At 77.7% G+C, this 24,373-nt stretch carries 24 protein-coding genes and 1 tRNA gene; 14 read left to right on the top strand and 11 right to left on the bottom strand.

Translation table 11 applies throughout. From position 1 onward, the window contains the following. The first annotated feature begins 2 nt into the window (after nt 1-2). Genes pstC through pstB form a run of 3 tightly spaced genes read left to right on the top strand, consistent with a single transcriptional unit; the run spans nt 3 to nt 2,838 of the window. Nucleotides 3-947, top strand: coding sequence for a phosphate ABC transporter permease subunit PstC (gene pstC / locus D5H78_RS01505; RefSeq protein WP_119949265.1), 945 nt, complete (start codon nt 3-5; stop codon nt 945-947). Further along, the gene (gene pstA / locus D5H78_RS01500) at nt 947-2,023 is read left to right on the top strand and encodes a phosphate ABC transporter permease PstA (protein WP_119948638.1); all 1,077 of its coding nucleotides are present in this window, start codon (nt 947-949) and stop codon (nt 2,021-2,023) included. The genes pstC and pstA overlap by 1 nt, the downstream gene beginning before the upstream one ends. Nucleotides 2,024-2,058: 35 nt before the next feature. Then, the gene (pstB, locus tag D5H78_RS01495; protein WP_119948637.1) at nt 2,059-2,838 is read left to right on the top strand and encodes a phosphate ABC transporter ATP-binding protein PstB; all 780 of its coding nucleotides are present in this window, start codon (nt 2,059-2,061) and stop codon (nt 2,836-2,838) included. An 85-nt stretch (nt 2,839-2,923) separates the two neighbouring features. On the opposite strand, the gene D5H78_RS20195 is transcribed toward pstB, so the two are convergent. Beyond that, nucleotides 2,924-3,055, bottom strand: coding sequence for a hypothetical protein (locus tag D5H78_RS20195; protein WP_281268657.1), 132 nt, complete (start codon nt 3,053-3,055; stop codon nt 2,924-2,926). A 188-nt stretch (nt 3,056-3,243) separates the two neighbouring features. Here D5H78_RS20195 and D5H78_RS01485 point away from each other — a divergent pair, with 188 nt between their 5' ends. Continuing rightward, nucleotides 3,244-3,426 (top strand): hypothetical protein, encoded by a 183-nt coding sequence (locus D5H78_RS01485; protein ID WP_119948635.1) that lies wholly within the window; start codon nt 3,244-3,246, stop codon nt 3,424-3,426. A gap of 17 nt (nt 3,427-3,443) precedes the next feature. Here D5H78_RS01485 and D5H78_RS01480 read toward each other — a convergent pair whose 3' ends face one another. Beyond that, nucleotides 3,444-4,415: a pyridoxal-phosphate dependent enzyme gene (locus D5H78_RS01480; protein WP_119948634.1), complete on the bottom strand. Its 972-nt coding sequence runs from the start codon at nt 4,413-4,415 to the stop codon at nt 3,444-3,446. Here D5H78_RS01480 and D5H78_RS01475 point away from each other — a divergent pair. Further along, nucleotides 4,414-5,622, top strand: a complete 1,209-nt coding sequence (locus D5H78_RS01475; RefSeq protein WP_133411979.1) for a PrsW family intramembrane metalloprotease — start codon at nt 4,414-4,416, stop codon at nt 5,620-5,622. The two genes, D5H78_RS01480 and D5H78_RS01475, sit on opposite strands and share 2 nt — an antisense overlap. A 39-nt stretch (nt 5,623-5,661) precedes the next feature. Continuing rightward, a complete protein-coding gene (locus tag D5H78_RS01470) occupies nt 5,662-6,006 on the top strand; it encodes a DUF8129 domain-containing protein (protein ID WP_119948632.1) in 345 nt (114 codons plus the stop codon). Nucleotides 6,007-6,084: 78 nt separating this feature from the next. On the opposite strand, the gene argF is transcribed toward D5H78_RS01470, so the two are convergent. After that, on the bottom strand, nt 6,085-7,080 hold the full coding sequence (gene argF / locus D5H78_RS01465) for an ornithine carbamoyltransferase (RefSeq protein ID WP_119949264.1): 996 nt from the start codon (nt 7,078-7,080) through the stop codon (nt 6,085-6,087). Between the two features lie 38 nt (nt 7,081-7,118). After that, nucleotides 7,119-8,342: an arginine deiminase gene (locus tag D5H78_RS01460; protein WP_119948631.1), complete on the bottom strand. Its 1,224-nt coding sequence runs from the start codon at nt 8,340-8,342 to the stop codon at nt 7,119-7,121. A 192-nt stretch (nt 8,343-8,534) separates the two neighbouring features. Between D5H78_RS01460 and D5H78_RS19140 the strand changes: the two genes are divergently transcribed. Continuing rightward, entirely contained in the window at nt 8,535-8,699 is a 165-nt protein-coding gene (locus D5H78_RS19140) for a hypothetical protein (protein ID WP_165865553.1), read from the top strand. 143 nt (nt 8,700-8,842) lie between these two features. Further along, entirely contained in the window at nt 8,843-9,280 is a 438-nt protein-coding gene (locus D5H78_RS01455) for an STAS domain-containing protein (protein WP_218566104.1), read from the top strand. 40 nt (nt 9,281-9,320) lie between these two features. Here the strand turns inward: D5H78_RS01455 and D5H78_RS19135 are convergent, their stop codons facing one another. The 3 genes from D5H78_RS19135 to soxR all read right to left on the bottom strand — a co-directional run bounded on the left by D5H78_RS19135 (nt 9,321) and on the right by soxR (nt 13,042). After that, nucleotides 9,321-11,393: a bifunctional copper resistance protein CopD/cytochrome c oxidase assembly protein gene (locus D5H78_RS19135; RefSeq protein ID WP_165865552.1), complete on the bottom strand. Its 2,073-nt coding sequence runs from the start codon at nt 11,391-11,393 to the stop codon at nt 9,321-9,323. Nucleotides 11,394-11,474: 81 nt separating this feature from the next. After that, nucleotides 11,475-12,530: a bifunctional diaminohydroxyphosphoribosylaminopyrimidine deaminase/5-amino-6-(5-phosphoribosylamino)uracil reductase RibD gene (gene ribD / locus D5H78_RS01445; protein ID WP_177891103.1), complete on the bottom strand. Its 1,056-nt coding sequence runs from the start codon at nt 12,528-12,530 to the stop codon at nt 11,475-11,477. Between the two features lie 44 nt (nt 12,531-12,574). Further along, nucleotides 12,575-13,042, bottom strand: coding sequence for a redox-sensitive transcriptional activator SoxR (gene soxR / locus D5H78_RS01440; protein ID WP_119948629.1), 468 nt, complete (start codon nt 13,040-13,042; stop codon nt 12,575-12,577). A gap of 77 nt (nt 13,043-13,119) precedes the next feature. Between soxR and D5H78_RS01435 the strand changes: the two genes are divergently transcribed. The 5 genes from D5H78_RS01435 (at nt 13,120) to D5H78_RS01415 (ending at nt 17,871) form a co-directional block, all read left to right on the top strand. Then, nucleotides 13,120-13,812, top strand: coding sequence for an SDR family NAD(P)-dependent oxidoreductase (locus D5H78_RS01435; protein WP_218566103.1), 693 nt, complete (start codon nt 13,120-13,122; stop codon nt 13,810-13,812). Beyond that, nucleotides 13,809-14,822 (top strand): S-adenosylmethionine:tRNA ribosyltransferase-isomerase, encoded by a 1,014-nt coding sequence (locus tag D5H78_RS01430; RefSeq protein WP_119948627.1) that lies wholly within the window; start codon nt 13,809-13,811, stop codon nt 14,820-14,822. The genes D5H78_RS01435 and D5H78_RS01430 overlap by 4 nt, the downstream gene beginning before the upstream one ends. Nucleotides 14,823-15,476: 654 nt before the next feature. Then, nucleotides 15,477-16,607, top strand: a complete 1,131-nt coding sequence (locus D5H78_RS01425) for a hypothetical protein (protein ID WP_133411978.1) — start codon at nt 15,477-15,479, stop codon at nt 16,605-16,607. 107 nt (nt 16,608-16,714) lie between these two features. Further along, the gene (locus D5H78_RS19520; RefSeq protein ID WP_177891078.1) at nt 16,715-17,332 is read left to right on the top strand and encodes a TetR/AcrR family transcriptional regulator; all 618 of its coding nucleotides are present in this window, start codon (nt 16,715-16,717) and stop codon (nt 17,330-17,332) included. Further along, on the top strand, nt 17,329-17,871 hold the full coding sequence (locus D5H78_RS01415) for a dihydrofolate reductase family protein (RefSeq protein WP_119948625.1): 543 nt from the start codon (nt 17,329-17,331) through the stop codon (nt 17,869-17,871). Before D5H78_RS19520 ends, D5H78_RS01415 begins: the two co-directional genes overlap by 4 nt. Before the next feature lie 21 nt (nt 17,872-17,892). On the opposite strand, the gene D5H78_RS01410 is transcribed toward D5H78_RS01415, so the two are convergent. Next, the gene (locus D5H78_RS01410; RefSeq protein WP_119948624.1) at nt 17,893-18,777 is read right to left on the bottom strand and encodes an NAD-dependent epimerase/dehydratase family protein; all 885 of its coding nucleotides are present in this window, start codon (nt 18,775-18,777) and stop codon (nt 17,893-17,895) included. Nucleotides 18,778-18,813: 36 nt separating this feature from the next. Between D5H78_RS01410 and D5H78_RS01405 the strand changes: the two genes are divergently transcribed. After that, complete coding sequence (locus tag D5H78_RS01405; protein WP_119948623.1) at nt 18,814-19,458, top strand: TetR/AcrR family transcriptional regulator; 645 nt, start codon at nt 18,814-18,816, stop codon at nt 19,456-19,458. Nucleotides 19,459-19,527: 69 nt separating this feature from the next. Here D5H78_RS01405 and D5H78_RS01400 read toward each other — a convergent pair. From D5H78_RS01400 to tmk, 3 genes are all read right to left on the bottom strand, one after another. Continuing rightward, nucleotides 19,528-19,601, bottom strand: a tRNA-Thr gene (locus tag D5H78_RS01400). A 34-nt stretch (nt 19,602-19,635) separates the two neighbouring features. Continuing rightward, nucleotides 19,636-20,856 (bottom strand): DNA polymerase III subunit delta', encoded by a 1,221-nt coding sequence (locus D5H78_RS01395; RefSeq protein ID WP_119948622.1) that lies wholly within the window; start codon nt 20,854-20,856, stop codon nt 19,636-19,638. After that, nucleotides 20,853-24,353 carry a dTMP kinase gene (gene tmk, locus D5H78_RS20190; RefSeq protein ID WP_218566102.1) on the bottom strand — a complete coding sequence of 1,167 codons (3,501 nt, stop codon included), beginning with the start codon at nt 24,351-24,353 and terminating at the stop codon, nt 20,853-20,855. Before tmk ends, D5H78_RS01395 begins: the two co-directional genes overlap by 4 nt. Between the last annotated feature and the right edge of the window lie 20 nt (nt 24,354-24,373).

Genomic DNA, 24,373 nt, shown 5'->3' with positions numbered 1-24,373 from the left:
CCCTGCCGCCCACGACCCCGCTGGGCGGCACCGCGGGCGCGAGCACGGGGCGGCTCGGCGACCGGGTCTTCTCGGGCCTGTCCCTCGCCGCCGGCGTCCTCATCCTCGTGACGCTCGCGGGCGTCGCCCTCTTCCTCACCCGCGAGGCCTGGCCGGCGCTGCTGGCCGACCCGTCGGAGCTGCCGGGCGAGCAGTCCCTGCTCAGCTACGTGCGCCCGCTCGTCTACGGCACCCTGGTCGCCGCCCTGCTCGCGCTGCTCATCGCGACCCCGCTGGCGATCGGCATCGCCCTGTTCATCTCGCACTACGCGCCGCGGCGCGCCGCGCAGGGCCTCGGCTACCTCGTCGACCTGCTCGCGGCCATCCCCAGCGTCATCTACGGCCTCTGGGGCATCTTCTGGCTCGCGCCCAAGCTCGTCGGCGCCTACCGCTGGCTCTCGGACAACCTGGGCTTCCTGCCGTTCTTCGGCGACCCCACGGCCACCGGGCGCACCATGATGACCGTGGGCATCGTGCTCGCGGTGATGATCCTGCCGATCATGAGCGCGGTCTACCGCGAGATCTTCCTGCAGACCCCGCGCCTGCACGAGGAGGCCGCCCTGGCCCTCGGCGCGACCCGCTGGGAGATGATCCGGATGACGGTCTTCCCGTACGCCCGCTCGGGCCTGGTCAGCGGTGCGATGCTCGGCCTGGGCCGCGCGCTCGGCGAGACCCTCGCCGTGGCGCTGGTGCTCTCCGCCGGCGGCGGGATCACGCTGAACCTCATCGCGCAGTCCAACCCCAACACCATCGCGGCGAACATCGCCCAGCAGTTCCCGGAGTCCTCCGGGCTCGACGTCAACGTGCTCATCGCCACCGGCCTGGTCCTGTTCGTCATCACCCTCGCGGTGAACATGACGGCCCGCTACCTCGTCGGGCGCCGCAGCGAGTTCTCGGGAGCGAACTGATGGCCACCTCCACCAGCACCCGCCCGGCGCTCGACGCCGCGGACGTGCCCCTCACCCGCCCCTCCCTGCCGCGCTGGGCGGTGCCCGCGGTGCTCCTCGGCGCGGTCGCGGTCGCCGCGGCCGTCCTCGCCCCGACGGTCGGCCTGGGCTGGGTCGCCCTGCCGGTGCTCACCGTCGTCCTCTTCGCGGTCGGGGTCTACGCCTGGTCGCGGGCGGTCGAGGGCTCGCGCCGCGCGACCGACCGGCTCGTCACGACGATCGTCACCAGCGCCTTCCTCGTGGCCCTCGTCCCCCTCGTCGCGCTCGTGTGGACCGTGCTGAGCCGCGGCGCGGCGCGCTTCGACACCGAGCTCTTCACCTCCGACATGCGCGGCGTGCTGGGCTCGGGCGGCGGCGTGCAGCACGCCATCGTCGGCACCCTGCTCATCACCCTCGCCGCGACCGTCATCTCGGTGCCGATCGGCCTGATGACCGCGATCTACCTGGTGGAGTACGGCCGCGGCAAGCTCGCCAAGGCGATCACGTTCTTCGTCGACGTCATGACCGGCATCCCGTCGATCGTCGCCGGTCTCTTCGCCTACGCCCTCTTCGTGATCTTCTTCGGCCCCGGCGTGCGCCTGGGCATCGCCGGCGCGGTCTCGCTGTCGGTCCTCATGGTCCCGGTGGTCATCCGCTCCAGCGAGGAGATGCTCAAGCTCGTGCCGAACGAGCTGCGCGAGGCCTCGTACGCGCTGGGCGTGCCGAAGTGGAGGACGATCACCAAGGTGGTCATCCCGACGGCGGTCGCCGGCATCGCCACCGGCGTCACCATCGCCATCGCGCGCGTCATCGGCGAGACCGCGCCGCTGCTGCTCGTCGCGGGCTTCACGTCCACCACGAACTGGAGCCTCTTCGAGGGACGCATGACGACCCTGCCGGTGTTCGCCTACTCGCAGTACGTGTCGCCGGGCCTGCCGCCGGAGGCCGGCTACAACCGGGCGTGGGCCGCCGCGCTCGTGCTCATCCTCATCGTCATGGCGCTCAACGTCGTGGCGCGCCTCATCGCCCGCTTCTTCGCCCCGCAGACCGGCCGCTGAGCCGGCTCCCGACCTCGAGACACAGGGACCAGCACATGGCCAAGCGCATCGACGTCAGCGACCTCGACATCTACTACGGCTCCTTCCGGGCCGTCGAGGGCGTGACCATGACCATCGAGCCGCGGTCGGTCACCGCGTTCATCGGCCCGTCCGGCTGCGGCAAGTCCACCTTCCTGCGCGCCCTCAACCGCATGCACGAGGTCATCCCGGGCGCCCACGTCGACGGCAAGGTCGTCATCGACGGGCAGGACCTCTACGCCTCCGACGTCGACCCGGTGGGCGTGCGCCGCCAGATCGGCATGGTCTTCCAGCGCCCCAACCCGTTCCCGACGATGTCCATCGCGGAGAACGTCCTGGCGGGCATGCGCCTGAACAACAAGCGCATGCGCAAGGCGGAGGCCGAGGAGGTCGTCGAGCGCTCGCTGCGCGGGGCGAACCTCTGGAACGAGGTCAAGGACCGCCTCGACCGGCCCGGCTCGGGCCTGTCCGGCGGGCAGCAGCAGCGCCTGTGCATCGCCCGGGCGATCGCGGTGCAGCCGCAGGTGCTGCTCATGGACGAGCCCTGCTCGGCCCTCGACCCGATCTCCACGCTCGCGGTCGAGGACCTCATCCAGCAGCTGCGCGAGGACTACACGATCGTCATCGTGACCCACAACATGCAGCAGGCCGCCCGGGTCAGCGAGACCACGGCGTTCTTCAACATCGCCGGCACCGGCAAGCCGGGCAAGCTCATCGAGATGGGCCCGACCGACGTCATGTTCTCCAACCCGTCGCAGTCGGCCACCGAGGACTACATCTCGGGCCGCTTCGGCTGACCGGCGCCGCCCCCGTCCGGGGCGCGCACGACGAGGGGCCGCCGGCAGCTGCCGGCGGCCCCTCGTCGTGTCCGTGGCGGTGCGCTCAGTCGACGGGCGCCTCGACGCCCAGCACCCGGTCGAGCTCCTCGGTGGTGAGCGGGCCGTCGCTCGCGCTCGCGGCGATGACCACCTCGCCGTAGAGCGCGATCTCCTCCAGCGCCTGGGTGTCCGTCACCCGTGCGTCCGAGTCCCCGACCACCGGTGCCCACGCCCCCTCGCCGTCGTCCACCCCCGTCGTCTGCCCGCCAGGATAGGAACGCCCCGCGCCCGCGCGCATGACCCGTGCGGGCCATCCTCCGGGCCATCCCGGCATGGTCACCGCCCCCACGCCCGCCGTCCCCCGCCGGCGCTAGCCTGCTCGCCGTGACGTCCCCGGAGCCCGCCCCACCCGGTCCCGCCGAGGTCGTCGTGCACGTGCCGACCGTGCCCGACGAGCGCACCTGGGCCCAGGCCCGCTGCCCCTGCGGGTGGGCCGGGCCGCGGCGCCGGGCGGTGGCGAGCGCGCACCGCGACGCCGAGCGGCACGCCGCCGAGCCGGGCGCCTGAGCGGCGCCGGCCCGCGCTCAGCCGAGGAGCGCGGCGAGGGCGGGCAGGTCGACGTTCCCGCCGCACAGCACGGTGGCGACCGTGCGCCCCGCGACGGGGCCCGCGGCGCCGGTGAGCAGCGCGGCCAGCGCGACGGCGCCGGTGGGCTCCACGACGAGCTTGAGCCGGCCCACGACGAGCCGCAGCGCCTCGACGACGTCCTCGTCGCGGACCACCACCACGTCGTCGACGAGCGCGTCGACGACCGGCCAGGTCAGGGCCCCCGGCGACAGCGTGCGGATGCCGTCGGCGATGGTCGCGGGCGGGTCGATCGCCACGGGGCGGCCGGCGGCGCGGCTGCGCACCCAGTCGTCGGCCCCGACGGTCTCCACGCCGACGATGCGCGCTCCCGGCACCGCGTCGCGCACCGCCGTGGCCCAGCCCGAGAGCAGCCCTCCCCCGCCGAGCGGCACGACGACGACGTCCGGCACCGGGCCGTCCTCGAGCAGCTCCAGCGCGGCGGTGCCCTGCCCAGCCATGACGGCCAGGTCGTCGTACGGCGGCACGAGCGCCGCGGCGCCGCTCTCGTCGGCCACGCGCGCCGCGACCTCCTCGCGGGACTCGCTCGCGCGGTCGTACGGGACGACCCGCGCGCCGTACCCCTCGGTGGCGGCGCGCTTGCTCGCCGGCGCGTCGGACGGCATGACGACGGTCACCGGCACGCCGAGCTCGCGCCCGGCCAGCGCGACGGCCTGGGCGTGGTTCCCGGAGGAGTACGCCACGACGCCCCGCGGGCGCTCCTCGGGCGGCAGCAGCGCGAGGCGGTTCCAGGCGCCGCGGACCTTGAACGAGCCGGTGCGCTGCAGGTTCTCGGCCTTCGCGACGACGTGGGCGCCGGTGAGCGCGTCGAGGGTGCGCGACGTGACGAGCGGGGTGCGGGTCACCGCCCCCTCCACGCGGCGCGCGGCCGCGCGCACGTCGGAGATGCTGAGGGGTAGGGAGGTCGCCATGGGCCCAGTCCTACCGCAGCGGGTGCCGCCCGTGCCGCTGCCGGCGCAGGTGCTCGACGGGCGCCTGCCGCCGCCCCGCCGCCGCGGCGGGCGCACGTTCCGCGTGCTGGGCACCGCGTTCCTCGTGCTCGTGCTCGCCCTGCTCGGGCTCGTGCTCGCGGTGCTCGTCGAGAGCCAGACGGGGGTGCTCGGCTTCGCGCTCGGCGTGGCGCTCGCCCTCGTCCCCGTGCCGCTGGTCGTCGCCGCCTTCATGTGGGTGGACCGGCACGAGCCGGAGCCGCCGGGGCTGCTGCTCTTCGCCTTCGGCTGGGGCGCGGTGGTCGCCGCGCTCGCCTCGGTCTTCGTCAACTCCGCGAGCATGGCCGCGATCGCGCGCGCCTCGGCCGGCGGGGCGGGCCTCGAGGTGACCGCCGTCGCGGTGGCCCCGTTCGTCGAGGAGGCCACCAAGGGCCTCGGCGTGCTCGTCATCCTGCTCGCGCGGCGGCGCGAGTTCGACGGGGTGGTCGACGGGGTGGTGTGCGCGGGGCTCGTCGGGCTCGGCTTCGCCTTCACCGAGAACGTCCTCTACTACGGGCGGGCGTACCTCGAGGCCGACACGGCCGCCCCCGGCTCGGGGGTGCTCGCCGCGGGGGCGACGTTCGTGCTGCGCGGGGTCCTCTCGCCGTTCGCCCACCCGCTCTTCACCAGCCTCACCGGCGTGGGGCTGGGCCTGGCCGCGCACGCCTGGACGGCGCGGCGCAGGATCGGCGCGCCCGTGCTGGGCTACCTGCTCGCGGTCGCCCTGCACGCGGGCTGGAACCTGCAGGCGGTGAGCGGGGTCAACGGCTTCCTCGGCGGCTACCTGGTGCTCATGGTCCCGCTCTTCGTCGCCGCGGTGCTGCTCGCGGCCTGGGTCTCCGGGCGGGAGCGGCGGGCGATCCAGCGGGCCCTGCCGGAGTACGCGCGGGCGGGCTGGCTGCCCGCCTACGACGTGGCGATGGCCTCCACGCCGGCCACCCGGCGCCGGGCCCGGCGCTGGGCCGAGGAGACGCAGGGGCCGGGCGCGCGCCGGGCCATGGCGGCGTACCAGGACGCGGCGCTCGAGCTCGGGCTGCTGCGGGACCGCGCGGAGCAGGGGCTGCGGGTGCCCGGCTTCGCCGAGCGCGAGCGGGCGCTGCTGCTGGAGCTCGCCCGGGCCCGCGCGGGCTTCGTCGCGGTCCTGCGCTGAGGCTGCATGGGCCCGGGCTGCCGGGGCAGGGACGGGGGCATGACCGACCGCGCCGACCTGCCGCTGCCCGACTACGACCACCTGCCGCTCGCCACGCTGCAGCACCGCATCCGCAGCCTCGAGGCCGAGGACCTGGACCGCGTGCTGGCGTACGAGCGCGCGCACGGCGACCGCGCCCCCGTCGTCACCGTCGTCGAGGAGCGGCTGCGCCAGCTCGCCGCCGGCGCCCAGCCCTCCGGCGGCGACCCCGCGGCGGCGACCCCCGAGGCGGCCCCGCCGCCGTCCGGCGGCTCCGAGGTGTCGCCCGCCTCGTCGGGGCCGAAGATCAACCCGCCCTCGCACGGCGACCCGACCAACCCGGCCCAGCCCCGCTCGACGGGCTGAACCGCCGGCGCCGTCCCGCGATGACCACGCGGAGCCCCGCGGGGCCTGCTTCGCGTGGTCGTCGCGGGACCGCAGCGCTCAGGTCAGCGTCGCCACCAGGACCGCCTTGATCGTGTGCAGGCGGTTCTCCGCCTGGTCGAAGACCACCGAGCGCTCGGACTCGAACACCTCGTCGGTGACCTCCAGCGCCTCCAGCCCGTGGCGCCGGAAGATCCGCTCGCCGACGGCCGTGCCGCGGTCGTGGAAGGCCGGTAGGCAGTGCAGGAAGACGACGTCGTCGTTGCCCGTGGCCTCCACCGCGGCGGCGTTCACCTGGTACGGCAGCAGCTGCTCGATGCGCTGGTCCCAGACCTCCTCCGGCTCGCCCATCGACACCCAGACGTCGGTGTAGAGCGCGTCGACGCCGCGGACCCCGGTCGCCACGTCCTCGGTGTGGGTGATGCGCGCGCCGGTCTGCTCGGCGACCCGGCGCGCGGCGAGCACGACGTCGTCGGCGTTCCACAGCGCCTTGGGGCCGACCATCCGCACGTCCATGCCCAGCAGCGCGCCCATGACGAGCAGCGAGTTGCCGACGTTGTTGCGGGCGTCGCCGAGGTAGGCGAACGCGATCTCCCCGTCGGGCTTGCGCACGTGCTCGCGCAGGGTGAGCGCGTCGCAGAGCGACTGCGTCGGGTGCCAGTCGTCGGTGAGCCCGTTCCACACGGGCACGCCCGCGTTCGCGGCGAGCACCTCGACGTCCGCGTGCGACGCCCCGCGGTACTGGATGCCGTCGTACATCCGCCCGAGGACGCGGGCGGTGTCGCGGACCGACTCCTTGTGCCCCACCTGCGAGCCCGACGGGTCGAGGTACGTCACGTGGGCGCCCTGCTCGTACGCGGCCACCTCGAACGCGCAGCGGGTGCGGGTGGACGTCTTCTCGAAGACCAGGGCGATGCTGCGCCCGCGCAGGCGCTGCTCCTCGCGCCGCTCCCGGCGCTCCTGCTTGAGGGTCGCGGAGAGGTCGAGCAGCGCGCGCAGCTCGTCGGTGGTGAGGTCGAGCTCGCGCAGGAAGGAGCGTCCGGTCAGGCTGGTCATGCCCGCACGGTAGCGCCGGCCCGCGGCCGCGCCGCGGGTCACAGCCCGGCGCGCTCCAGCGGGCAGCTCATGCACCGCGGGCCGCCGCGGCCGCGGCCGAGCTCGTTGCCCTGGATCGTCAGCACCTCGACCCCCGCCGCCCGCAGGTGCGCGTTCGTCGTGACGTTGCGCTCGTACGCCACGACGACCCCCGGCTCCACCGCGAGGACGTTGCAGCCGTCGTCCCACTGCTCGCGCTCGGCGGCGTGCACGTCCTGGGTCGCGGTCAGCACCCGGATCCCGTCGAGGCCCAGCGCGGCGGCGATCGCGCGGTGCATGTCCTCCGGCGGGTGGTCGGTGACCCGGAGCTCCTTGTCGGTGTCGCCGGGCTCGATCGTGTACGCGGGGAGCATCCCGAGCCCCGCGTACTGGGTGAACGTCTCCTCGTCGACCATCGTCATCACCGTGTCGAGGTGCATGAGCGCGCGGGTCTGCGGCATCTCCAGCGCGACCACGCGCTCGACCCGGCCCCCGCGGAACAGGTTGCGCGCGAGGCGCTCGACGCCCTGCGGGGTGGTCCGCTCGGACAGCCCGACGAGCACGGCGCCGCGCCCGAGCACGAGCACGTCACCGCCCTCGGTCGTGGCCACCCCGTTCACCGACCCCTCCGACCAGACGTGGAAGCCGCCGTCGGCGAACAGCGGGTGCCAGCGGTAGAGCGCCTCGTAGTGGATCGTCTCGCGGCGCCGGGCCTCCTTGCGCATCGAGTTCACCGACACCCCGTCGTACAGCCAGGCCGAGGTGTCGCGCGTGTACAGGTGGTTGGGCAGGGGCGGCAGCACGAAGTCGTCCGGGTCGAGCACGTGGAACGCGACCGACCGCGGCTCCTCGATCCGCTCGAGCAGCTCGCGCTTGGTGATCCCCCCGACGAGGTACGCCGTCAGCTCGTCGTCGTCCATCGCGTCGAACGCGTTGCGCAGGGCGTCGACGGCGAGCGGGCCGTACACCCGCTCGTCGACGGTGAGGTCGAGGACGTGCTTCTTGGCCTCGGGCACCTCGATCGTCTCGCGCAGCAGGTCGCCGAACAGGTGCACCACGACGCCGCGGGCCCGCAGCAGGTCGGCGAAGGCGTCGTGCTCCTGCTGCGCCCGCTTGACCCAGAGGACGTCGTCGAAGAGCAGGCCGTCCTTGTTGGACGGGGTGAGGCGCTTGAGCTCGAGGTCGGGCCGGTGCAGCAGCACCTGCCGCAGCCGGCCGACCTCGCTGTCCACGGACCAGGGCACGCGGCCTCCCGGTGGTGCGGCGCGGCCCGGCGCCGCGGTGCCTGCATCCTGCCCGACGGGCGCCGCCGGACGCGCCCGCGCCCGTTTCGCGCCCCCGCGCGGCCGGGAAGGAGCACGAGGGCCAGCAGGGTCGCGCCGGTCCCGGAGCCACGGACCGGGGCGTCCCGCCGCACGAGCAGGAGGCGACGACGCGTGCAGGACCCGCAGCACCCCGACCCCGAGATCGTCGCGGCCGTCGAGCGCATCCGCTCGCGCTTCGGCTCCAGCGGCCTGCGGGTGGCAGCGACGCTCATGACGGCCGAGGCCGAGCGCACCGAGCGCGAGCTGCAGGCCGCGTTCGCCGAGCCCGGCGAGTAGGCACCCTCCGACGGGCAGTCACCCATGGTGACGAGGTTGCGCCGCGGGGCTGGTGCGCCCGGGCCTGCGGGCGTAGTCTCGGGCTCCCGGCGTCGAGCAACGGCAGGACCGGGTCCCACTCCCGCCCCCACGGGAGGCACCTCGTGACCTCACCCCTGACCGAGCCCACCCCCGACCGCGAGCTCGAGCCCGTCGGCCCCGTGCTCACCACCACGACGACACCGGTCGCCCGCGGCTGGTGCGTCGCGCCGCACGGCGACCTCGACCTCGCCACGGCCCCCGCCCTGCGCGAGGAGCTGCTGCGGCGGCTGCGCCAGGGCGACGTCGTCCTCGACCTCGGCGGCGTCGGGTTCCTGGACTCCTCCGGCCTGCACGCGCTCATGGCCTCGCACCGGCGCGCCACACTCATGGGCCGGCGCTTCTGCGTCGCCGGCGCCCGCGCCGGCGTGCTCACCGTCCTGCGGCTCACGCAGGTCGTCGACGTCCTCGACCTGCACCCGGACCGGGCCTCGGCGCTGCGCGCGCTCGACCCGCACGGGCGGGTCCCCGCGCCGACCCGCCCCGCTCCCCCCGTCGCCTGAGCGCCGCCGCCGGGCCGCCACCCGGGAGGTCGGCCACGGCTCAGCCCTGGCGGCGCGAGCGCGCGTCGAGCGCCGCGAGGCGGGCGTTGTACGCCGCGAGCTCGGCCTCGCCGTCCGCGCCGGCCCGGCGGTCGGCCCGCTCGCCGGTGCGCTGGTCGTGGCGGTACCACTGCACGAAGAGCGCCGCGAGCACGGCGAGCGCCGGCAGCTCGGCGAAGCTCCAGGCGATGCCGCCGCCGAGGCGCTGGTCGGCGTAGAGGTCCACCCACGGCAGCTGCAGCCCGCTGAACCAGTCCCGCGCGAAGAGGTCGTCCGAGCTCATGACGGCGACCGCGAAGAAGGCGTGGAAGGGCATCGAGGCGAAGAGCAGGACCATGCGCGCGAGGTGCGGCAGCCGCCGCGGCGCCGGGTCGACGCCGATGATCGGCCAGAGGTAGAGCAGCCCGACGCCGAGGAAGTGCGCGTGCATGAGCAGGTGCGCGACGTGGCTCTGCATGGACCAGGCGAGCGCGGGCGTGAAGTAGAAGGCGTACAGCGTGCTGACGTAGAGCCCGAACGACACCAGCGGGTGCGTCAGGAACGAGGCCACCCGGCTGTGCACCGCGGCGAGGAGCCACTCGCGGGGGCCGGTGGAGCCCTGCCCGCCGCGCGAGCGCGCGGCGGGCAGCGCGCGCAGCGCCAGCGTCACGGGCGCGGCGAGCGTGAGCAGGATCGGCGCGAGCATGGTCAGCGCCATGTGCTGGACCATGTGCATGCTGAACATCGCGGTGCCGTACACCCCCGGCCCGCCGTTGGTCACCCACACCACGAGCAGCAGGCCGGCGGCGAACGAGGCGCTGCGCCCCCACGGCCAGCGGTCGCCCCGGCGCAGCAGCCGGTGCACGCCCAGCGCGTAGAGCGCGCCGGCCAGCAGCACCGCGCCGAGCACGAGCGCGTCCGGGCGCCACGCGGTCACCCAGCGCGCCGCGCTGAGCGGGGCGAGCTCGTAGCCGAGGAACGCCGCGGCCGGGCTGCCCAGCGCGGTCACCTCCTCGCCCGCGGGCGGCGGCGTGCGCGAGAGCGCGACGCCCAGCGCCACCGCCGAGGCCATGAGGACGACCTCGGCGAGGGCGAAGGACAGGAAGGCCCGCCCGGAGCCGGCCGCCAGCGCGGGCAGCGTGCGCCCGCGGTGGCGCCAGCCGGCCCAGCCCAGGGCGCCGAGCGCCAGCACCTTCGCCAGCAGCAGCGCGCCGTAGCCGCTCGTGACGAGCTGCGAGGGCGCCTCGATGCGCACCGTCGCGTTCAGCAGGCCGGACAGGCCGACCGCGACGAAGCAGACGAGGGCCAGCGCGCTGTAGCGCGGCACCGCGACGGCCAGCGCGGTGCGGCTGCGGCGCAGGTGCAGCACGAGCGCGAGCAGGCCGCCCACCCAGAGGGCGGCCGCGAGCACGTGCACGACGAGGCTGGACGCGGCGATGTCGTGGTCGGCGGCGCCGGCGGAGTGGCCGGTCAGCGCCTTCGGGACGACGCCGAGCAGCGCGACCCCGAGCAGCACGAACGCGCCGGAGGTGCTGAGCGTCCAGCGTGCGCAGAGCGCCACGAACAGGGCCGCCACGGCGGTGACGACGAGCGCCTGCCCCTGGTCGAGCTCGAGGGCGTAGCTGCGCAGGACGCCGCCGGAGAGGGTCTCCCCGACGCCGACGCCGACGGTCTCCGAGGCCCCCAGCACGAGCAGGGCCGCGGTCGCCAGCAGCCACGCGAGCGCCCAGCCCGCGCCGGCCCGCAGGCAGCGGAAGGCCGTGGCCGACAGGCCGCGGGGCGGGCTGGGGGCCAGCGCGGCGCCCGCCAGGAGCGCGCCGACCGTGCCCGCGGCGGTGAGCTCGTAGAGCAGCTCGACGACGGGCAGGCCCCAGCCGGTGCCGGCGCCCGCGTCGGGCAGGCCCTGCGGGACCGGCTGCGGGCCGCCGCCGCCGGCGAGCAGGGCGACGACGAGGACGACCAGCGCGGCCGCCCACGGCGCCAGCCGGGCGGCGGTCCCGAGGTGCGGCGCCTGCTCCGCGGTCGCGCCGGGCGCCGGCTCCGGCGCGTCGTCGACGCCCCCGGCGGGCGGTCCCGCGACGGCCGGTCCGCTCACGCTGTCCTCCTCGGCGACGGTTGCCCGACCAGGGTAGGCGGCGGGTCCGCCGGGACGCTCCCCCGAGCGGTGCGAGGGCCGTCACCCGCCGTCGGCCCGCGGGTGGCCCGGTGCCGGGCGCAGCGGCACCGCCGTGAGGCGCACGTCCTCGCCCACCCGGGCCACGTCCTCGAGGCGCAGCCGGTGCGCCCCGGCGATGCCCCGCACCCCCGCGTCGCCCAGCGCCGCCGCGCCGGAGCCCAGCAGGGCGGGCGCGACGTACGCCACGACCCGGTCCACCAGTCCCTCCCGCACGAAGGCGCCGGCGAGGCGCGGCCCGCCCTCGAGCAGGACGTGCACCCGCCCCCGGGCGTGCAGCGCGGCGAGCAGGGCCGCCGGGTCGAGGTGCCCGTCGGGCCCGGTGGCGACCTCGCGGGCGGTGGCGACCCACGTCGGGGCCGCCCCGTCGCGCACCCGCGCGCCCGCCGGGGTCCGCCCGTGCGTGTCGGCGACCACGCGCAGCGGCGGGCGCCCGGGGGCGCCGCCGCCCGCGGGGCGCACCGTGAGCTGCGGGTCGTCGGCGAGCACCGTGCCGACGCCCGCGAGCACGGTGTCGACCTCGCCGCGCAGCCGGTGCACGTCCGCCCGGGCGGCCTCGCCGGTGATCCAGCGGCTCGTGCCGTCCTCCGCGGCCGAGCGGCCGTCGAGCGTGGCGGCGGTCTTCCAGGTGACGTAAGGCCGCCCGAGCCGCACCGACAGCAGCCACGGGGCGTTGACGCGCTCGGCGGCCGCCGCCCCCGGGCCGACCTCGACGTCGACGCCGGCCGCGCGCAGGCGCTCCGCCCCGCCCGCGGCCGTGGCCCAGGGGTCGCGCACCGCGACCACGACGCGGGCGACCCCCGCCGCGAGGAGCGCCTCGGTGCACGGGCCGGTCCGCCCGGTGTGCGCGCAGGGCTCGAGGGTCACCACGGCCGTGGCCCCGCGCGCCCGCCCGCCCGCGGCGCGCAGCGCGTGCACCTCGGCGTGCGGCCCGCCCGGGCGCTCGTGCCACCCCTCCCCCACGGTCGCGCCGTCGGGCGCGAGCAGCACGCAGCCGACGACGGGGTTCGGCAGCGCCGTCGCGGTCCCGCGCGCGGCGAGCTCGACGGCGCGGGCCATGGCGGCGGTCTCGGCGGGGCTGGCCACGCGCCGATCCTGCCCGATCACCCCTCCGGCGCGGGCTGGCGCAGCCGCTCGGGCAGCCACCGCGCCCCCGGCCCCTGCCGGCCCGCGGCGTCGCCGGGGTTCGACATGGCGCACCGGCGCAGCGACAGGCAGCCGCAGCCGATGCAGGAGTCGAGCCCGTCGCGCAGCGCCTCGAGGGCGGCGATCTGCTCGTCGAGGCGGGAGCGCCACGCGCGGGACAGGCGCGACCAGTCGGCCCGGGTCGGCGTACGGGCGTCGGGCAGCGCGTCGAGGGCCGCCGCCACCTCCTCCAGGCTCAGGCCGACGGTCCGCGCGGCCCGGACGAAGGCGAGCCGGCGCAGCACGCTGCGCTCGTACCGCCGCTGCCCGCCCGCGGTCCTCGTGGCCGAGACGAGCCCCAGCCGCTCGTAGTACCGCAGGGCGGACGGCGCGTACCCGCTGCGGTGCGCCACCTCGCCCATCGTGAGCAGGTCCTGCGGGCCCATCGACGACTCCCCTTGACCTCAAGTGCGCTTGAGGTCCGAGCATGACGGCCACACCGACCCAGCACAAGGAGGAACCCGTGCCCGTCGCCCTCGTCACCGGAGCGTCCCGCGGCCTCGGCCGCGCGCTCGCCCACGGCCTCGCCGACCTCGGCTGGTCCCTCGTCGTCGACGCCCGCGGCGCCGACGACCTGCGCTCCGCGGTCCGCGACCTGCCGGCCGGGCAGGTCGTCGCGCTGCCGGGCGACGTGACCGACCCGCCGCACCGCCGCGACCTCGTGGCCGCGGCGGCGGCCCTCGGCGGGCTCGACCTGCTCGTCAACAACGCCTCCGCGCTGGGTCCGAGCCCGCTGCCGTCCGTCGCGGAGGTGCCGCCCGCCGCCCTCCGCGCGCTGTGGGAGACGAACGTCGTCGCCCCCGTCGCCCTGGTGCAGGAGGCCCTGCCGCTGCTCGTCCCGCCCGCCGCCGTGGTGTCGGTGACCTCGGACGCGGCGGTCGGCGCGTGGCCGGGGTGGGGGCCGTACGGCGCCACGAAGGCCGCCCTCGACCACCTCACCGCGGTCCTCGCCGCCGAGCGGCCGGACCTGCGCTGCTGGTCGCTGGACCCCGGCGACCTGCGGACCCGGATGCACCAGGACGCCTTCCCCGGCGAGGACATCTCCGACCGACCGGTGCCGGAGAGCGTTGTCCCCGCGTTCGTACGGCTGCTCGACGAGCGCCCGCCCAGCGGCCGGCTGCGCGCCGCCGACCTGCTGCCGGCGGTGGCGCGGTGAGCGCCCTCCGCTTCGAGCTCCCCGCGGCCCTCAGCGCCACGGTGCCGCCGGAGGTGCGCGGCGTCCCGCGCGACGGCGTACGGCTCCTCGTCGCCGACGGGCAGGGCCTGCGGCACCGCGCTTTCCACGAGATCGGCGAGGTGCTGCGCCCCGGCGACCTGCTCGTCGTCAACACGTCGGCGACGCTGCCCGCCGCGGTCGACGGGACCCTCGACGGGCGCCCGGTCACGGTGCACCTGTCGACGCGGCGCGACGACGGCACCTGGCTCGTCGAGGTGCGCCCGCCGGGCCGGGCGACCGGCCCGCTGGGCGGCGACCTGGCCGGCGCCCGCGTCGACCTGCCCGGGCCGGCGGCGCTGCACCTCGGCGCCCCGCACGGGCGGCTGTGGCAGGCGGCGGTGACCGCGCGCGGCGGCGCCGAGGAGGTCATGCGGCGGCACGGCCGGCCGGTCAGCTACGCGTACGTCGAGGGGCGCTGGCCGCTGTCGGCCTACCAGACCGCCTTCGCGCGGGTGCCCGGCAGCGCCGAGATGCCGAGCGCGGCGCGGCCCTTCACGCCGGAGCTCGTGACGGAGCTCGTCGCCGACGGCGTCGCGGTCGCCCCGGTGGTCCTGCACTGCGGGGTGTCCTCGCTCGAGGAGGGCGAGGGGGCGCTGCCCGAGCGGTACGCCGTCCCGCCCGCCACCGCCCGCCTCGTCGCGACCACCCGCGCCGCCGGCGGCCGCGTCGTCGCCGTGGGCACCACCGTCGTACGCGCCCTGGAGACGGCCGCCGCGGGCACGGGCACCGTCGCGCCCTCGGCGGGCTGGACGGACCTGGTGCTCGGCCCCGACCGCCCGGCCCGCGTCGTCGACGGCCTCGTCACCGGCTGGCACGCCCCGGGCGCCTCGCACCTGTCCCTGCTCGAGGCCGTCGTCGGGCCCGAGCGCGTCGCCGCGGCCTACGCGTCCGCACTGCGCGAGGGGTACCTCTGGCACGAGTTCGGGGACAGCGCGCTCCTGCTGCGCTGACGTCGCCGCGCCGACCGAGGGCGCGGCTCGGCGGGACGCGGTCCCCTGCGCTCCCCCCCTCCCCGCCGCGATCATGCGCACATGGCGGGCTGGCGTCGCCGGCGTCGCCCGCGCCCGTCGCGGTCGGCACGAGCCGGGCACCACCCACCCACCGCCGCGATCATGCGCGGACGGCGCCACCGGTACTGCAGCGCCGTCCGCGCCATCCGCGCATGATCGCGGCAGGACCTGCAGCACGCATAGCAGCGGCGGGCTCGCCCCGCGGCCGCTCGACCGGGAGGGACGGGGCTCCGCGCGGGCGCAGAGGCGGGCTACCGCCGCCCACGCGGACCCCTCCCTCCCACGATCATGCGCGGATGGCGCGCTGCCCGCGCTCCCCGCGCCGGACGGGGAGCGCGCCGAGGGCGGCTCCGGCACCGCCGCGCCATCCGCGCATGACCGCGGCGGGAAGTTGCGGCGCGCGCACCACGGCGGGCTCGGCGCGCGGCGGCACCGGCACCGCCGCGCCATCCGCGCATGATCGCGGCGGGAGGTGCAGCACCGGGACGCGGGACCGCGGATGCGACCGGAGAGGGTGCCGACCGACACGGAGCGCAGCGGCGGCGACGCGTGCAGCGGTAGCCCTCGCGGCCGGACTGCGCGAGAGTGCCCCTCGTGCAGGTGCTCTTCGACGGCGAGCTGCCGGTCTCCTACCGCTCCATCCACCTCGTCCCCGCGGACCACGACCACGCCGACGACCTCGCCGGAGCAGCCGGCGGTCAGGCCAACGGGCTGGTGGGCGCCCGGCACCCCGGGACGCTCAGCTTCGTGACCGGGCTGCACTCGGGGCCCGTGCCGCTGCGCATCGAGGCGCACGACGAGGAGCCGCCGGACGACGGCGGGTGGGAGGACGTCGTGGAGGTCTCGTACGCGCCCGTCCAGGCCGATGTCGCGCTCGTGACCTTCCAGGACTGGGAGGGCTTCACGCTGCCCGGTACCCAGGGCCTGCGGGTCCGGTGGTGCGCCTCCGGCATGGACACCGCCCAGGAGCAGGACACGCGGCTCGAGGGGGAGCCGGCCCCGGACCGGTACCTCCTGCAGCTGTGGCCCGCACCGCCCGCGCCCGACGCCGTGCTGCGGGTCGGGAGCCGGGCAGCGCAGTACTGGCACGACGAGGCGCGCCGCACCCCGCCGCCACCCGCCCGGGAGGAGCGCGACGCGGCGCTGACGGGCGAGCCGGAGGAGCTGCGGCTCGGCCACGACGCGCGTGACGCGTTCCTCGAGCGCCTGCAGTGGGGCGAGGTGCCGCCGAGCGACGCCCTGCGCCGCGCCGGCGACCAGGCCGCCGCGCTGGGGCGCTGGGACCGGCGGCTCGCCGAGGACCTGGCGGCCGCGCCGGCCGCGGTGCAGCGGGCGGTGGCGCTCGAGGTGTCCCGGGGCGCCTGCGCCCGGGCCGGGCTCGACGGGGCACCGGAGGTCGTCGCCGCGCTGGACGCGCTGCGCGCGGGCCGGCCGGTCCCCCCGCCCTTCGACGACCACGCGGCCGCCTACGCCTGGGCCTACCCCGGGCCGCTGCACGCGGAGGTGCGGGAGGTCCGGGCCGTGGGGACCGCCAGGGTGCTCGACGCCACGGCCCCCGAGCCCGAGCACCCCGCCGTCGACCCGGCCGCGTCGGCCGTCGGCGCGCTGCTCGCCGCCGGGTCGCCCGACCCGGCGGCAGCGGCGGTCGGGGTCGTCGCCGCGGCGACCTGGGCGCGCCCCGACCGGGAGGCGCTCGTCGCGCAGGTGCGCGCGCTGCTCGGCTGACCTCGCGCTCCCGGGGCCGCCGCGGCAGGAGGCGCGCAGCACCACGTTGACGGGCGCCGGTTCGTTAACGTACGTTCGTTAACGAACTGGCGACCCGAGGAGGCGGTGTGGCGCGCCCGCGCACGACGAGCGACGACGAGGTCTTCGCCGCGACGGCCCGCGTGGTCCGCCGGCACGGCCCTGCCGGCACCACGCTGGCGGCCGTGGCGCGCGAGGCCGGCCTGTCCGCCTCCGGCCTCGTCCAGCGGTTCGGCTCGAAGCGCGCCCTGCTGCTCGCGTTCTCGGAGCGCGCGGAGGAGGCCACGGCGGCGTGCTTCGCCGGCAGCCGCGCGCACGCCGCCTCGGCGCTCGACGCGCTGCACGGAGCCCTCGGCGCGCTCGTCGCGGACCTGGACGGGCGCGACGAGCTCGCCAACGACCTCGGCTTCCTGCTGCTCGACCTGCGCGACGAGGACTTCCGCCGCCACGCCACCGCGAACGCCCTGCGCACCGAGGCGGAGATCGCCGGCCTGCTCGCCGAGGCGGTGCAGGAGGGCGACCTGTCCCCTGGCACCGACACCGGGGCGCTCGCCCGCTCCCTCTACGTCGCCTACAACGGCGCCCTCGTCCTCTGGCCCCTCGTGGGCCGCGCCCCCCTGCCCGAGGAGCTGCACGCGGCGCTCGACGCCGTGCTCCTCCCGCACCGCACCGACCGTCCGACCCCGCCCCCTGGAGGCCGTGGATGACCGCTCGCACCCCCCGCCCGTTCACCGGCTGCGTCTTCATCGCGACGAGCCTCGACGGGTGCATCGCGCGCCCCGACGGCGACATCGACTGGCTCACCAGCCGCGGCCGCGACGCCGGCGAGACCGGCTACGACGCCTTCATCGCCGGGATCGACTGCCTCGTCATGGGCCGCGCCACGTACGAGAAGGCCCTCACCTTCGACGCCTGGCCCTACGACGGGCGGACCGTGCTCGTCCTCAGCCGGCGCGCCGAGGCCGGTGCGGACCCCCGGGTGCAGGTGGTGCGGGACGTGCCGGAGGCCGTCGACGCGATCGTCGCGCGGGGGGCGCGCCGGGTGTACGTGGACGGCGGCGGTGCGGTCCGCTCGTTCCTCGCCGCCGGGCTCGTGCAGGAGCTCACCATCACCACCGCCCCCGTCCTGCTCGGCGCCGGCCTCCCCCTGTTCGGCCCGCTCGAGGCCGACGTGGCGCTCGAGCACCGGTCGACGAGCGTCCTGGGGGCGGGCTTCGTGCAGTCCACGTACGCCGTGGTGCACTGAGCCCGCCCCCGCGCTGGCCCGTCAGGCCGCGGCCGCCACGCCGTACGACGCCCGGAGGTCCTCCACCGCGCCCGGCCGGAAGGGCCGCCAGCCCAGGGAACGGCGCGTCCGCTCGGCGCTGACGGACTGGTCGAGGGCGAGGGCGTCGGCGAAGGGCGCGCCCAGCGCCGCCCGCGCCTCGGCCAGCGGCCACGCGGCGGCGCCGCCACCGAGCCCCGCGGCCCGCGCCGCCGCGTCCGCCAGCTCGACCACGGGGACCGACGGCTCGGCGACCCCGTGCAGCACGGTGCCCGCCGTCGCCCGCTCCAGCGCCACGGCGTAGAGGTCGGCGAGGTCGTCCACGTGCACCATGGGCCAGCCCACGGGGGCGCCGACGTAGCGACCGGCGCCGTGCGTCCTCGCGAGGTCGACCAGGAGCCGGGGGATCCCGCCGCCGCGCCCGTGCACCACCCCGGGGCGCAGCACGACGGCGCGCACGCCGTCCGCGGCCGCGGCGAGCACCCGCTGCTCGACGGCTGGCCGTTCGCGCACCAGCGCGACCGGTGCGACCGGCGCCGACTCGTCGAGCGTCGCCGAGCCGGTGCCGCCGAGCACCCACACGCCGCTCGTGAGGACGAACGTCCCGCCGCCGGTCCGCAGCGGCGCGAGCAGCGCCTCCACCGCCGCCGCGTCGACCGCCCCGTCCCCGGTCGGGGCGCCGGCGTGCACGACGGCGTCCACCTCGCCGGTCACGGCGGCGGTGAGCGACGCGGGGTCGCGCAGGTCGCCCCTGCGGACCTCGCCCACCGGCGGCGGCGCGTCCCGCCCCGGCCGCAGCAGCGCGACGACCTCGTGCCCCGCCCCCGCCAGCCGCTCCGCCACGGCCGACCCGACGTACCCGGTGGCTCCGACCAGCAGGACCCTCATGCCCGACTCCCCTCGATGTGGACTACAGTCCGGTTCATGGTCGAGGAACGTAGCGGACCCGAGTCCGGATCGTCAACGGGGGCGGAAGGGGAGGCCCTCGCGCTCCTCACGGCGCCCGTGGTGCGCGAGCGCGCCGACGCGGCGCGCAACCGCCGCCGCGTGCTCGCCGCGGCCGAGGCGCTCTTCGCGGAGCGGGGCGTCGCCGCGACGACGATGGACGACGTCGCCGCCGCCGCGGGCGTCGGCAAGGGCACGCTCTACCGGCGGTTCGGGGACAAGGGCGGGCTCGCCGCGGCGCTGCTGAGCGAGCGGGGGCGCCAGCTGCAGGAGCAGATGGTGCGCGGCCCCGCCCCCCTCGGCCCGGGCGCCCCTCCGGCACGGAGGCTGGTCGCGTTCACCGAGGCCTACCTCGCGTTCCAGGCGGCGCACCTCGACCTCGTGCTGATGTCCGAGACCGCCACGCCGGGCGGGCGGCTGCGCGGACCCGCGTACGCCCTGTGGCGCCAGCACTGCGCGCTGCTGCTCACGGAGGCCGGCGCACCGGACCCCGGCACCCGAGCCGAGGCCCTCCTCGCCGCGCTCAGCGCCGAGCAGGTGCGGCACTGGCTCGGCGACGGGAGGCCGCTGCCCGACCTGGCGGCGGCGACGGGACGGCTCGCCGCGGCCCTGTGCCGTCCCTGACACGCCCGCCACACGCGCAGGAGGGGCCCCCGCCCGGCGTCACCGCCGGGCGAGGGCCCCTCCTGGTCGAGCCGCCTGTCGGAATCGAACCGACGACCTACGCATTACGAGTGCGTCGCTCTAGCCGACTGAGCTAAGGCGGCGTGCGCCCGAGGAGTGTAGCCCAGGGCCCCCGCGTCACTCCCCGTCGGGGTCCGCGCGCAGCGCGAGCACCATCGCCTCGACGGCGAGCAGGGGCGCGACGTTGCCCTCGAGCGCGGTGCGGCAGGCCATGACCGCCTCGATGCGCCGCAGCGTCGTCTCGGGGCCGGTCCCCCGGGCGAGCTCGAGGACGTCGCGGCGCGCCTCCTCGTTCACCAGGCCCACGTCGGCGCCGAGCTGCACGACGAGGGCGTCGCGGTAGACCGAGGCCAGGTCGACGAGCGCGCGGTCCAGCGCGTCGCGCTGCAGCCGCTTGCCGCGCAGCTTCTGCTGCTTCTCCAGCTCCTTGAGCGCGCCCGCGGCACCGGCCACCATCCCGCGCCCCACGGTGCCCGCGCCGAGGGACCGGCCCAGGTCGGCGGTCTCCCGCTCGTCGAGGCCGCCGGTGATCGCCGCCGCGTCGTCCGCGGCGCCCTCGACGAGCTCCGCCGCCGCCGCGAGGGCGGCGTCCAGGGCCGCGACCTTCCGCGGCAGGTGCAGCGCCTCCTGGCGGCGCAGCCGGGCGTTCTCGTCGGTGGCCAGGCGCCGGGCCCGCCCGATGTGCCCCTGGGCCGCCCGCGCGGCGAAGTGCGCCATCGCCGGGTCGATGCCGTCGCGGCGCTGCAGCACCTCGGCGACGGCGTCGAGCGGCGGGGTGCGCAGGCCCAGGTGGCGGCAGCGCGACCGGATGGTCGGCAGCACGTCCTCCAGCGCCGGTGCGCAGAGCAGCCAGACCGTGCGCTCCGCCGGCTCCTCGACCGCCTTGAGCAGCGCGTTGCCGGCCTGCTCGGTGAGGCGGTCGGCGTCCTCGACGAGGACCACCTGCCAGCGCCCCGCGGCCGGGTGCCGCGACGCCTCCAGCACGAGGCCGCGCACGTCGTCGACCCGGATCGAGAGCTGCTCCGTGCGCACCACGCGCACGTCGGGATGGGTGCCGGCGCGCACGGTGCGGCAGACCGTGCACGCGCCGCAGCCGCCGCGCGGGCACTGCAGCGCCGCCGCGAACGCCCGCGCCGCGGTGGAGCGGCCGCTGCCCGGCGGGCCGGTGAAGAGCCACGCGTGCGTCATCGCGGTGCTGCCGGCGCCGGTCCCGCCGGGCCGCCCGGCGCCGCCCCCCGGTACGGCGGCGCCGCCCACCTGCCGCGCCGCGGCCTCGACCGCGCGCACGAGGTCGGCGACGACGGCGTCCTGCCCGACGACCTCGTCCCACACGCTCACCGCTCGTCCCGCCCGCGCTCGTCGTCGGCGGCCAGGCTGAAGAGGTCGTCGACGAGGGTCTCGTCGAGGTCGTCCCTGCGGCGGCGCCGGCGGCGGCGCGCCGCCGCACCCGCGAGCCGCGACGGCTCAGCCCGGGACGACTCGACCCGGGCGAGGTCGACCGTGCGGTCGTCGGGACCGGCTGCGGGCGCGCCCCGGACGTGCCGGGGAGCGGCCTCCCCGACGGTCGCGCGCCGGCGCGCCTCCTCCTCGGCGCGGCGGGCCTGCTCGGCCGAGCGCGCCGCCTGCTCCGCGCGCCGGCGGGCCTCCTCCTCCTCGCGCCGGGCGCGCTCCGCGGCGCGGCGCGCGGCCTCCGCGGCGGCCGCCCGCTCCTGCTCGGCCCGGCGGGCCTCCTCCTCGCGGCGGCGCTCCTCGGCCACCGCCCGGGCAGCGGCCTCGCGCTCCGCGCGGGCGGCCTCCTCGGCGGCGCGGCGCTCGGCCCGGGCGGCCTCCTCGACCGCGCGGCGCTCGGCCTCGACCCGGCGGCGCTCCTCCTCCTCGGCCCGCCGGCGCTCCTCGCGCTCGCGGCGCGCGGCCTCCTCGACGGCCCGGCGCTCGGCCTCGACCCGGCGGCGCTCCTCCTCCGCCGCACGGCGCTCGGCGTCCTGCGCCTCGCGGCGGCGCGCCTCCTGCTCCGCGAGCGCGCGCGCGGCCTCCTCGGCCCGCTTGCGCTCGGCCTCGTCCTGCGCCAGCCGCTGGCGCCGGCGGGCCTCCCGGGCCCGCTCGCGCGCCACCATCCGCGCGCGGGTGGCGACCAGCCGGTCCCTGCGCTCCTGCGCCGCGACCCGGCGGGCGCTCTCGGCGCGCCGGTGCCGGCGCTCGCGCTCGGCGACCGCGTCGGCGAGGGAGGCGCCGTCCGCGGCGTGAGGACCGTCGGCCCCGCCCCGCCCGCCCGCGGCACCCGCTCCCCCCGCGACCGCTCCCGCCGCGCCCGCTCCCGCCGCGCCCGCTCCCGCGACCACTCCCGTCGCACCCGCCGCGGTCGGCGCGGCGGAGGCCGCGGCCGTGCCCGGCGCGACGGTGGCGCCGCCGGCAGCCCGCCCGCTCGTGTCCTGCGCGGCGGACGCCCCGGGGGCGCCCCCCGCGGAGGTGGCACCGGACGCCCCGGTGGCGTCCGCCGCTCCACCGGAGGCGGGGCCGGAGCCGGAGCCGGTCCGCGCGCCCCGCGCCACCGTGCGCGTCGCAGCGGCGCGCACCCCGGCGAGCCCGCGCCGCAGGCCCGCACCCGCGCCGCCCCGCGCGACCGCGTCCGCCGCGGCGGCGGCGCCCGCGGCAGCACCGGCGGCGCCGGCAGCGCCCGCGGCGCCGGCAGCGCCCGCGGCCCCGGCCGCGATGCCTCCGGCGCCGGCCGCGCCCGGGCCGGCGTCGTCCCCCGCCGCGGCGGCCGTCGCGCCGGAGCCGGCGGGCACGCCCGGCGCAGCCGCGGCGCCCTCGGCAACCGGCAGCACGGCCTCGACCCTCGCGGCCACCTCGGCGAGGACCTCCTCGGCGGGGCGCGCGGCGTCGACGACGGCGTAGCGGTCGGGGCGCCGGGCAGCCAGCTCGAGGAACGTGCTGCGCACCCGCTCGTGGAACGCGCGCGGCTCCGCTTCGAGCCGGTCGGGGGCGCCGGTGCGCCCGGCGCGGGCGAGCCCCACGTCCGGGGGCAGGTCGAGCACGACGGTGAGGGTGGGCGCGAGCCCCCCGGTGGCCCAGGCGGAGAGCCGCTCCACCTCGTCCCGCGCCAGCTCGCGCCCGCCGCCCTGGTAGGCGAGGGACGAGTCGACGTACCGGTCGGTGATGACGACGGCACCGCGCTCCAGGGCCGGGCGCACGACGCGGGCGACGTGCTCGGCGCGGTCGGCGGCGTAGAGCAGCGCCTCGGCGCGCTCGGAGAGCCCCTCGCTCGCCGGGTCGAGGAGCAGCTCGCGCAGCCGGCGCCCGGTGGCGGTGCCGCCGGGCTCGCGGGTCACGACGACCTCCAGCCCGCGCGCGCGCAGCCGCTCGGCCAGCCGCTCGGCCTGCGTCGACTTGCCCGCGCCCTCGCCGCCCTCGAGGGCGACGAACACGCCGAGCCCGCCGTGGCGGACCGACTCCGGGTCGAGGTGGCGGCGCCGCACGACCTGCAGGAGGTCGGCCAGCAGCGGGTGGCCCCGCCGGTCGTCCATCTGCCGGTACGAGGTCACGCCCAGGACGGTGGCCAGCACGCCCGCGACGACGAAGACGATGCTCGCGCCGGTGAACGACAGCTCCTGGTCGCCGATGCGCACGTCGTGCTGCCCGATGGCCGCCGCCAGCAGCGGCGCCGCGGCCAGCACGAGGACGAGGACCACCCGCACCATGCTCTGCACGAAGGCGAACGTCCGGCCGCGGACCTCGTCGGCGACCTCGAGGCCGAGCAGGGTGTAGCCGCTCACCCACGCCACGCCCGCCATGAGCCCGAGCAGGAGCGTGACGACGGTCGCGAGGACCAGGTCGGGGACCAGGCCCAGGACGACGAGCGCCACCCCCGCGCAGGCGATCGCCAGGCCGAAGAGGCGCCGGCGGCTCAGCCCGTGCAGGAGCCGGGGGCCCGCCCCCATCCCGGCGGCGAGGCCGAGGAAGACGGCGGCGAAGAGGACGCCGTACCCGGGGTCGCCCGCCCCGACATTGGCGACGTAGGTGCGGGCGAGGCCGACCACCGCGCCGCCGGCGGCGAAGGCGCCGAGCATGCCGACGACGAGGCCGCGCACCAGCGGCGTGACGACGACGAAGCGCCAGCCCTCGACGACCGTGCGCCACACGCTCTCGCGGGCCACGGCCTGCCCGCCGCGCGGCGCCGGGATGTCGAGCCGGGCGATGACGAGGGCGGCGACGAGGAACGTCGCCGCGTCGAAGAGGATGGCGAGGTCGACCGCGTCCACGCCGATGCGCGAGAGCGGGCCGCCCGCCACGGTGAGCAGGGCGAAGGCGCCGGCCGCGACGGGGGCGGACCCGTACGTCGCGAGGAGGCTGACCTGGTTGGCCTGCTCGAGCTGGTCCCGCGGCACGATGTTGGGGACCGACGCCTCCTTGGCCGGCTGCCAGAAGAGCGCCGCGCACTCGATGAGGACCGTGGCGACGTAGAGCCACCACAGGGTCCCGACGAACGCGATCGAGGCCAGCAGCGCGCCCCGCACGACGTCGGTGACCACCATCGTCCTGCGCCGGTCCCAGCGGTCGGCGACGGCGCCGGCGAGCGGGCCGAGCAGGATCGCCGGCGCCAGGCGCAGGATGAACACGCCCGCGACGGCCAGGCTCGTCTGCTGGTACGACCCGTCGGCGAGGCTGGCGGCGAGCGCCGTCATGGCGAGCAGGCCGAGCCAGTCGCCGAAGCTCGACAGGGTCAGCGAGACCCAGAGCTTGCGGAAGGCCGGCACCTGCAGCACCGCCACCGGCACGTGCGAGGACGCCCCCCGCGCGGCGTGGCGGACGGCGGGCTCGCGCGGGGCTGCAGGCACGCCGTCAGCGTAGCCGCGGC

Origin of the sequence: Vallicoccus soli (genome assembly GCF_003594885.1) — a bacterium.
GTDB lineage: Bacteria > Actinomycetota > Actinomycetes > Motilibacterales > Motilibacteraceae > Vallicoccus > Vallicoccus soli.
Note: the sequence above shows the minus strand (reverse complement) of the source record. Positions and strands in the feature narration are given on the sequence as shown.

Coding starts and splice junctions, on each gene's coding strand:
- argF (WP_119949264.1), bottom strand. CDS start 7,080: ATGACCAGCCTGACCGGACGCTCCTTCCTGCGCGAGCTCGACCTCACC.
- D5H78_RS01415 (WP_119948625.1), top strand. CDS start 17,329: ATGACCGCTCGCACCCCCCGCCCGTTCACCGGCTGCGTCTTCATCGCG.
- D5H78_RS01470 (WP_119948632.1), top strand. CDS start 5,662: ATGACCGACCGCGCCGACCTGCCGCTGCCCGACTACGACCACCTGCCG.
- D5H78_RS01410 (WP_119948624.1), bottom strand. CDS start 18,777: ATGAGGGTCCTGCTGGTCGGAGCCACCGGGTACGTCGGGTCGGCCGTG.
- pstB (WP_119948637.1), top strand. CDS start 2,059: ATGGCCAAGCGCATCGACGTCAGCGACCTCGACATCTACTACGGCTCC.
- ribD (WP_177891103.1), bottom strand. CDS start 12,530: ATGGCCCGCGCCGTCGAGCTCGCCGCGCGCGGGACCGCGACGGCGCTG.
- D5H78_RS01475 (WP_133411979.1), top strand. CDS start 4,414: ATGGGCCCAGTCCTACCGCAGCGGGTGCCGCCCGTGCCGCTGCCGGCG.
- D5H78_RS01405 (WP_119948623.1), top strand. CDS start 18,814: ATGGTCGAGGAACGTAGCGGACCCGAGTCCGGATCGTCAACGGGGGCG.
- soxR (WP_119948629.1), bottom strand. CDS start 13,042: ATGGGCCCGCAGGACCTGCTCACGATGGGCGAGGTGGCGCACCGCAGC.
- pstA (WP_119948638.1), top strand. CDS start 947: ATGGCCACCTCCACCAGCACCCGCCCGGCGCTCGACGCCGCGGACGTG.
- D5H78_RS01480 (WP_119948634.1), bottom strand. CDS start 4,415: ATGGCGACCTCCCTACCCCTCAGCATCTCCGACGTGCGCGCGGCCGCG.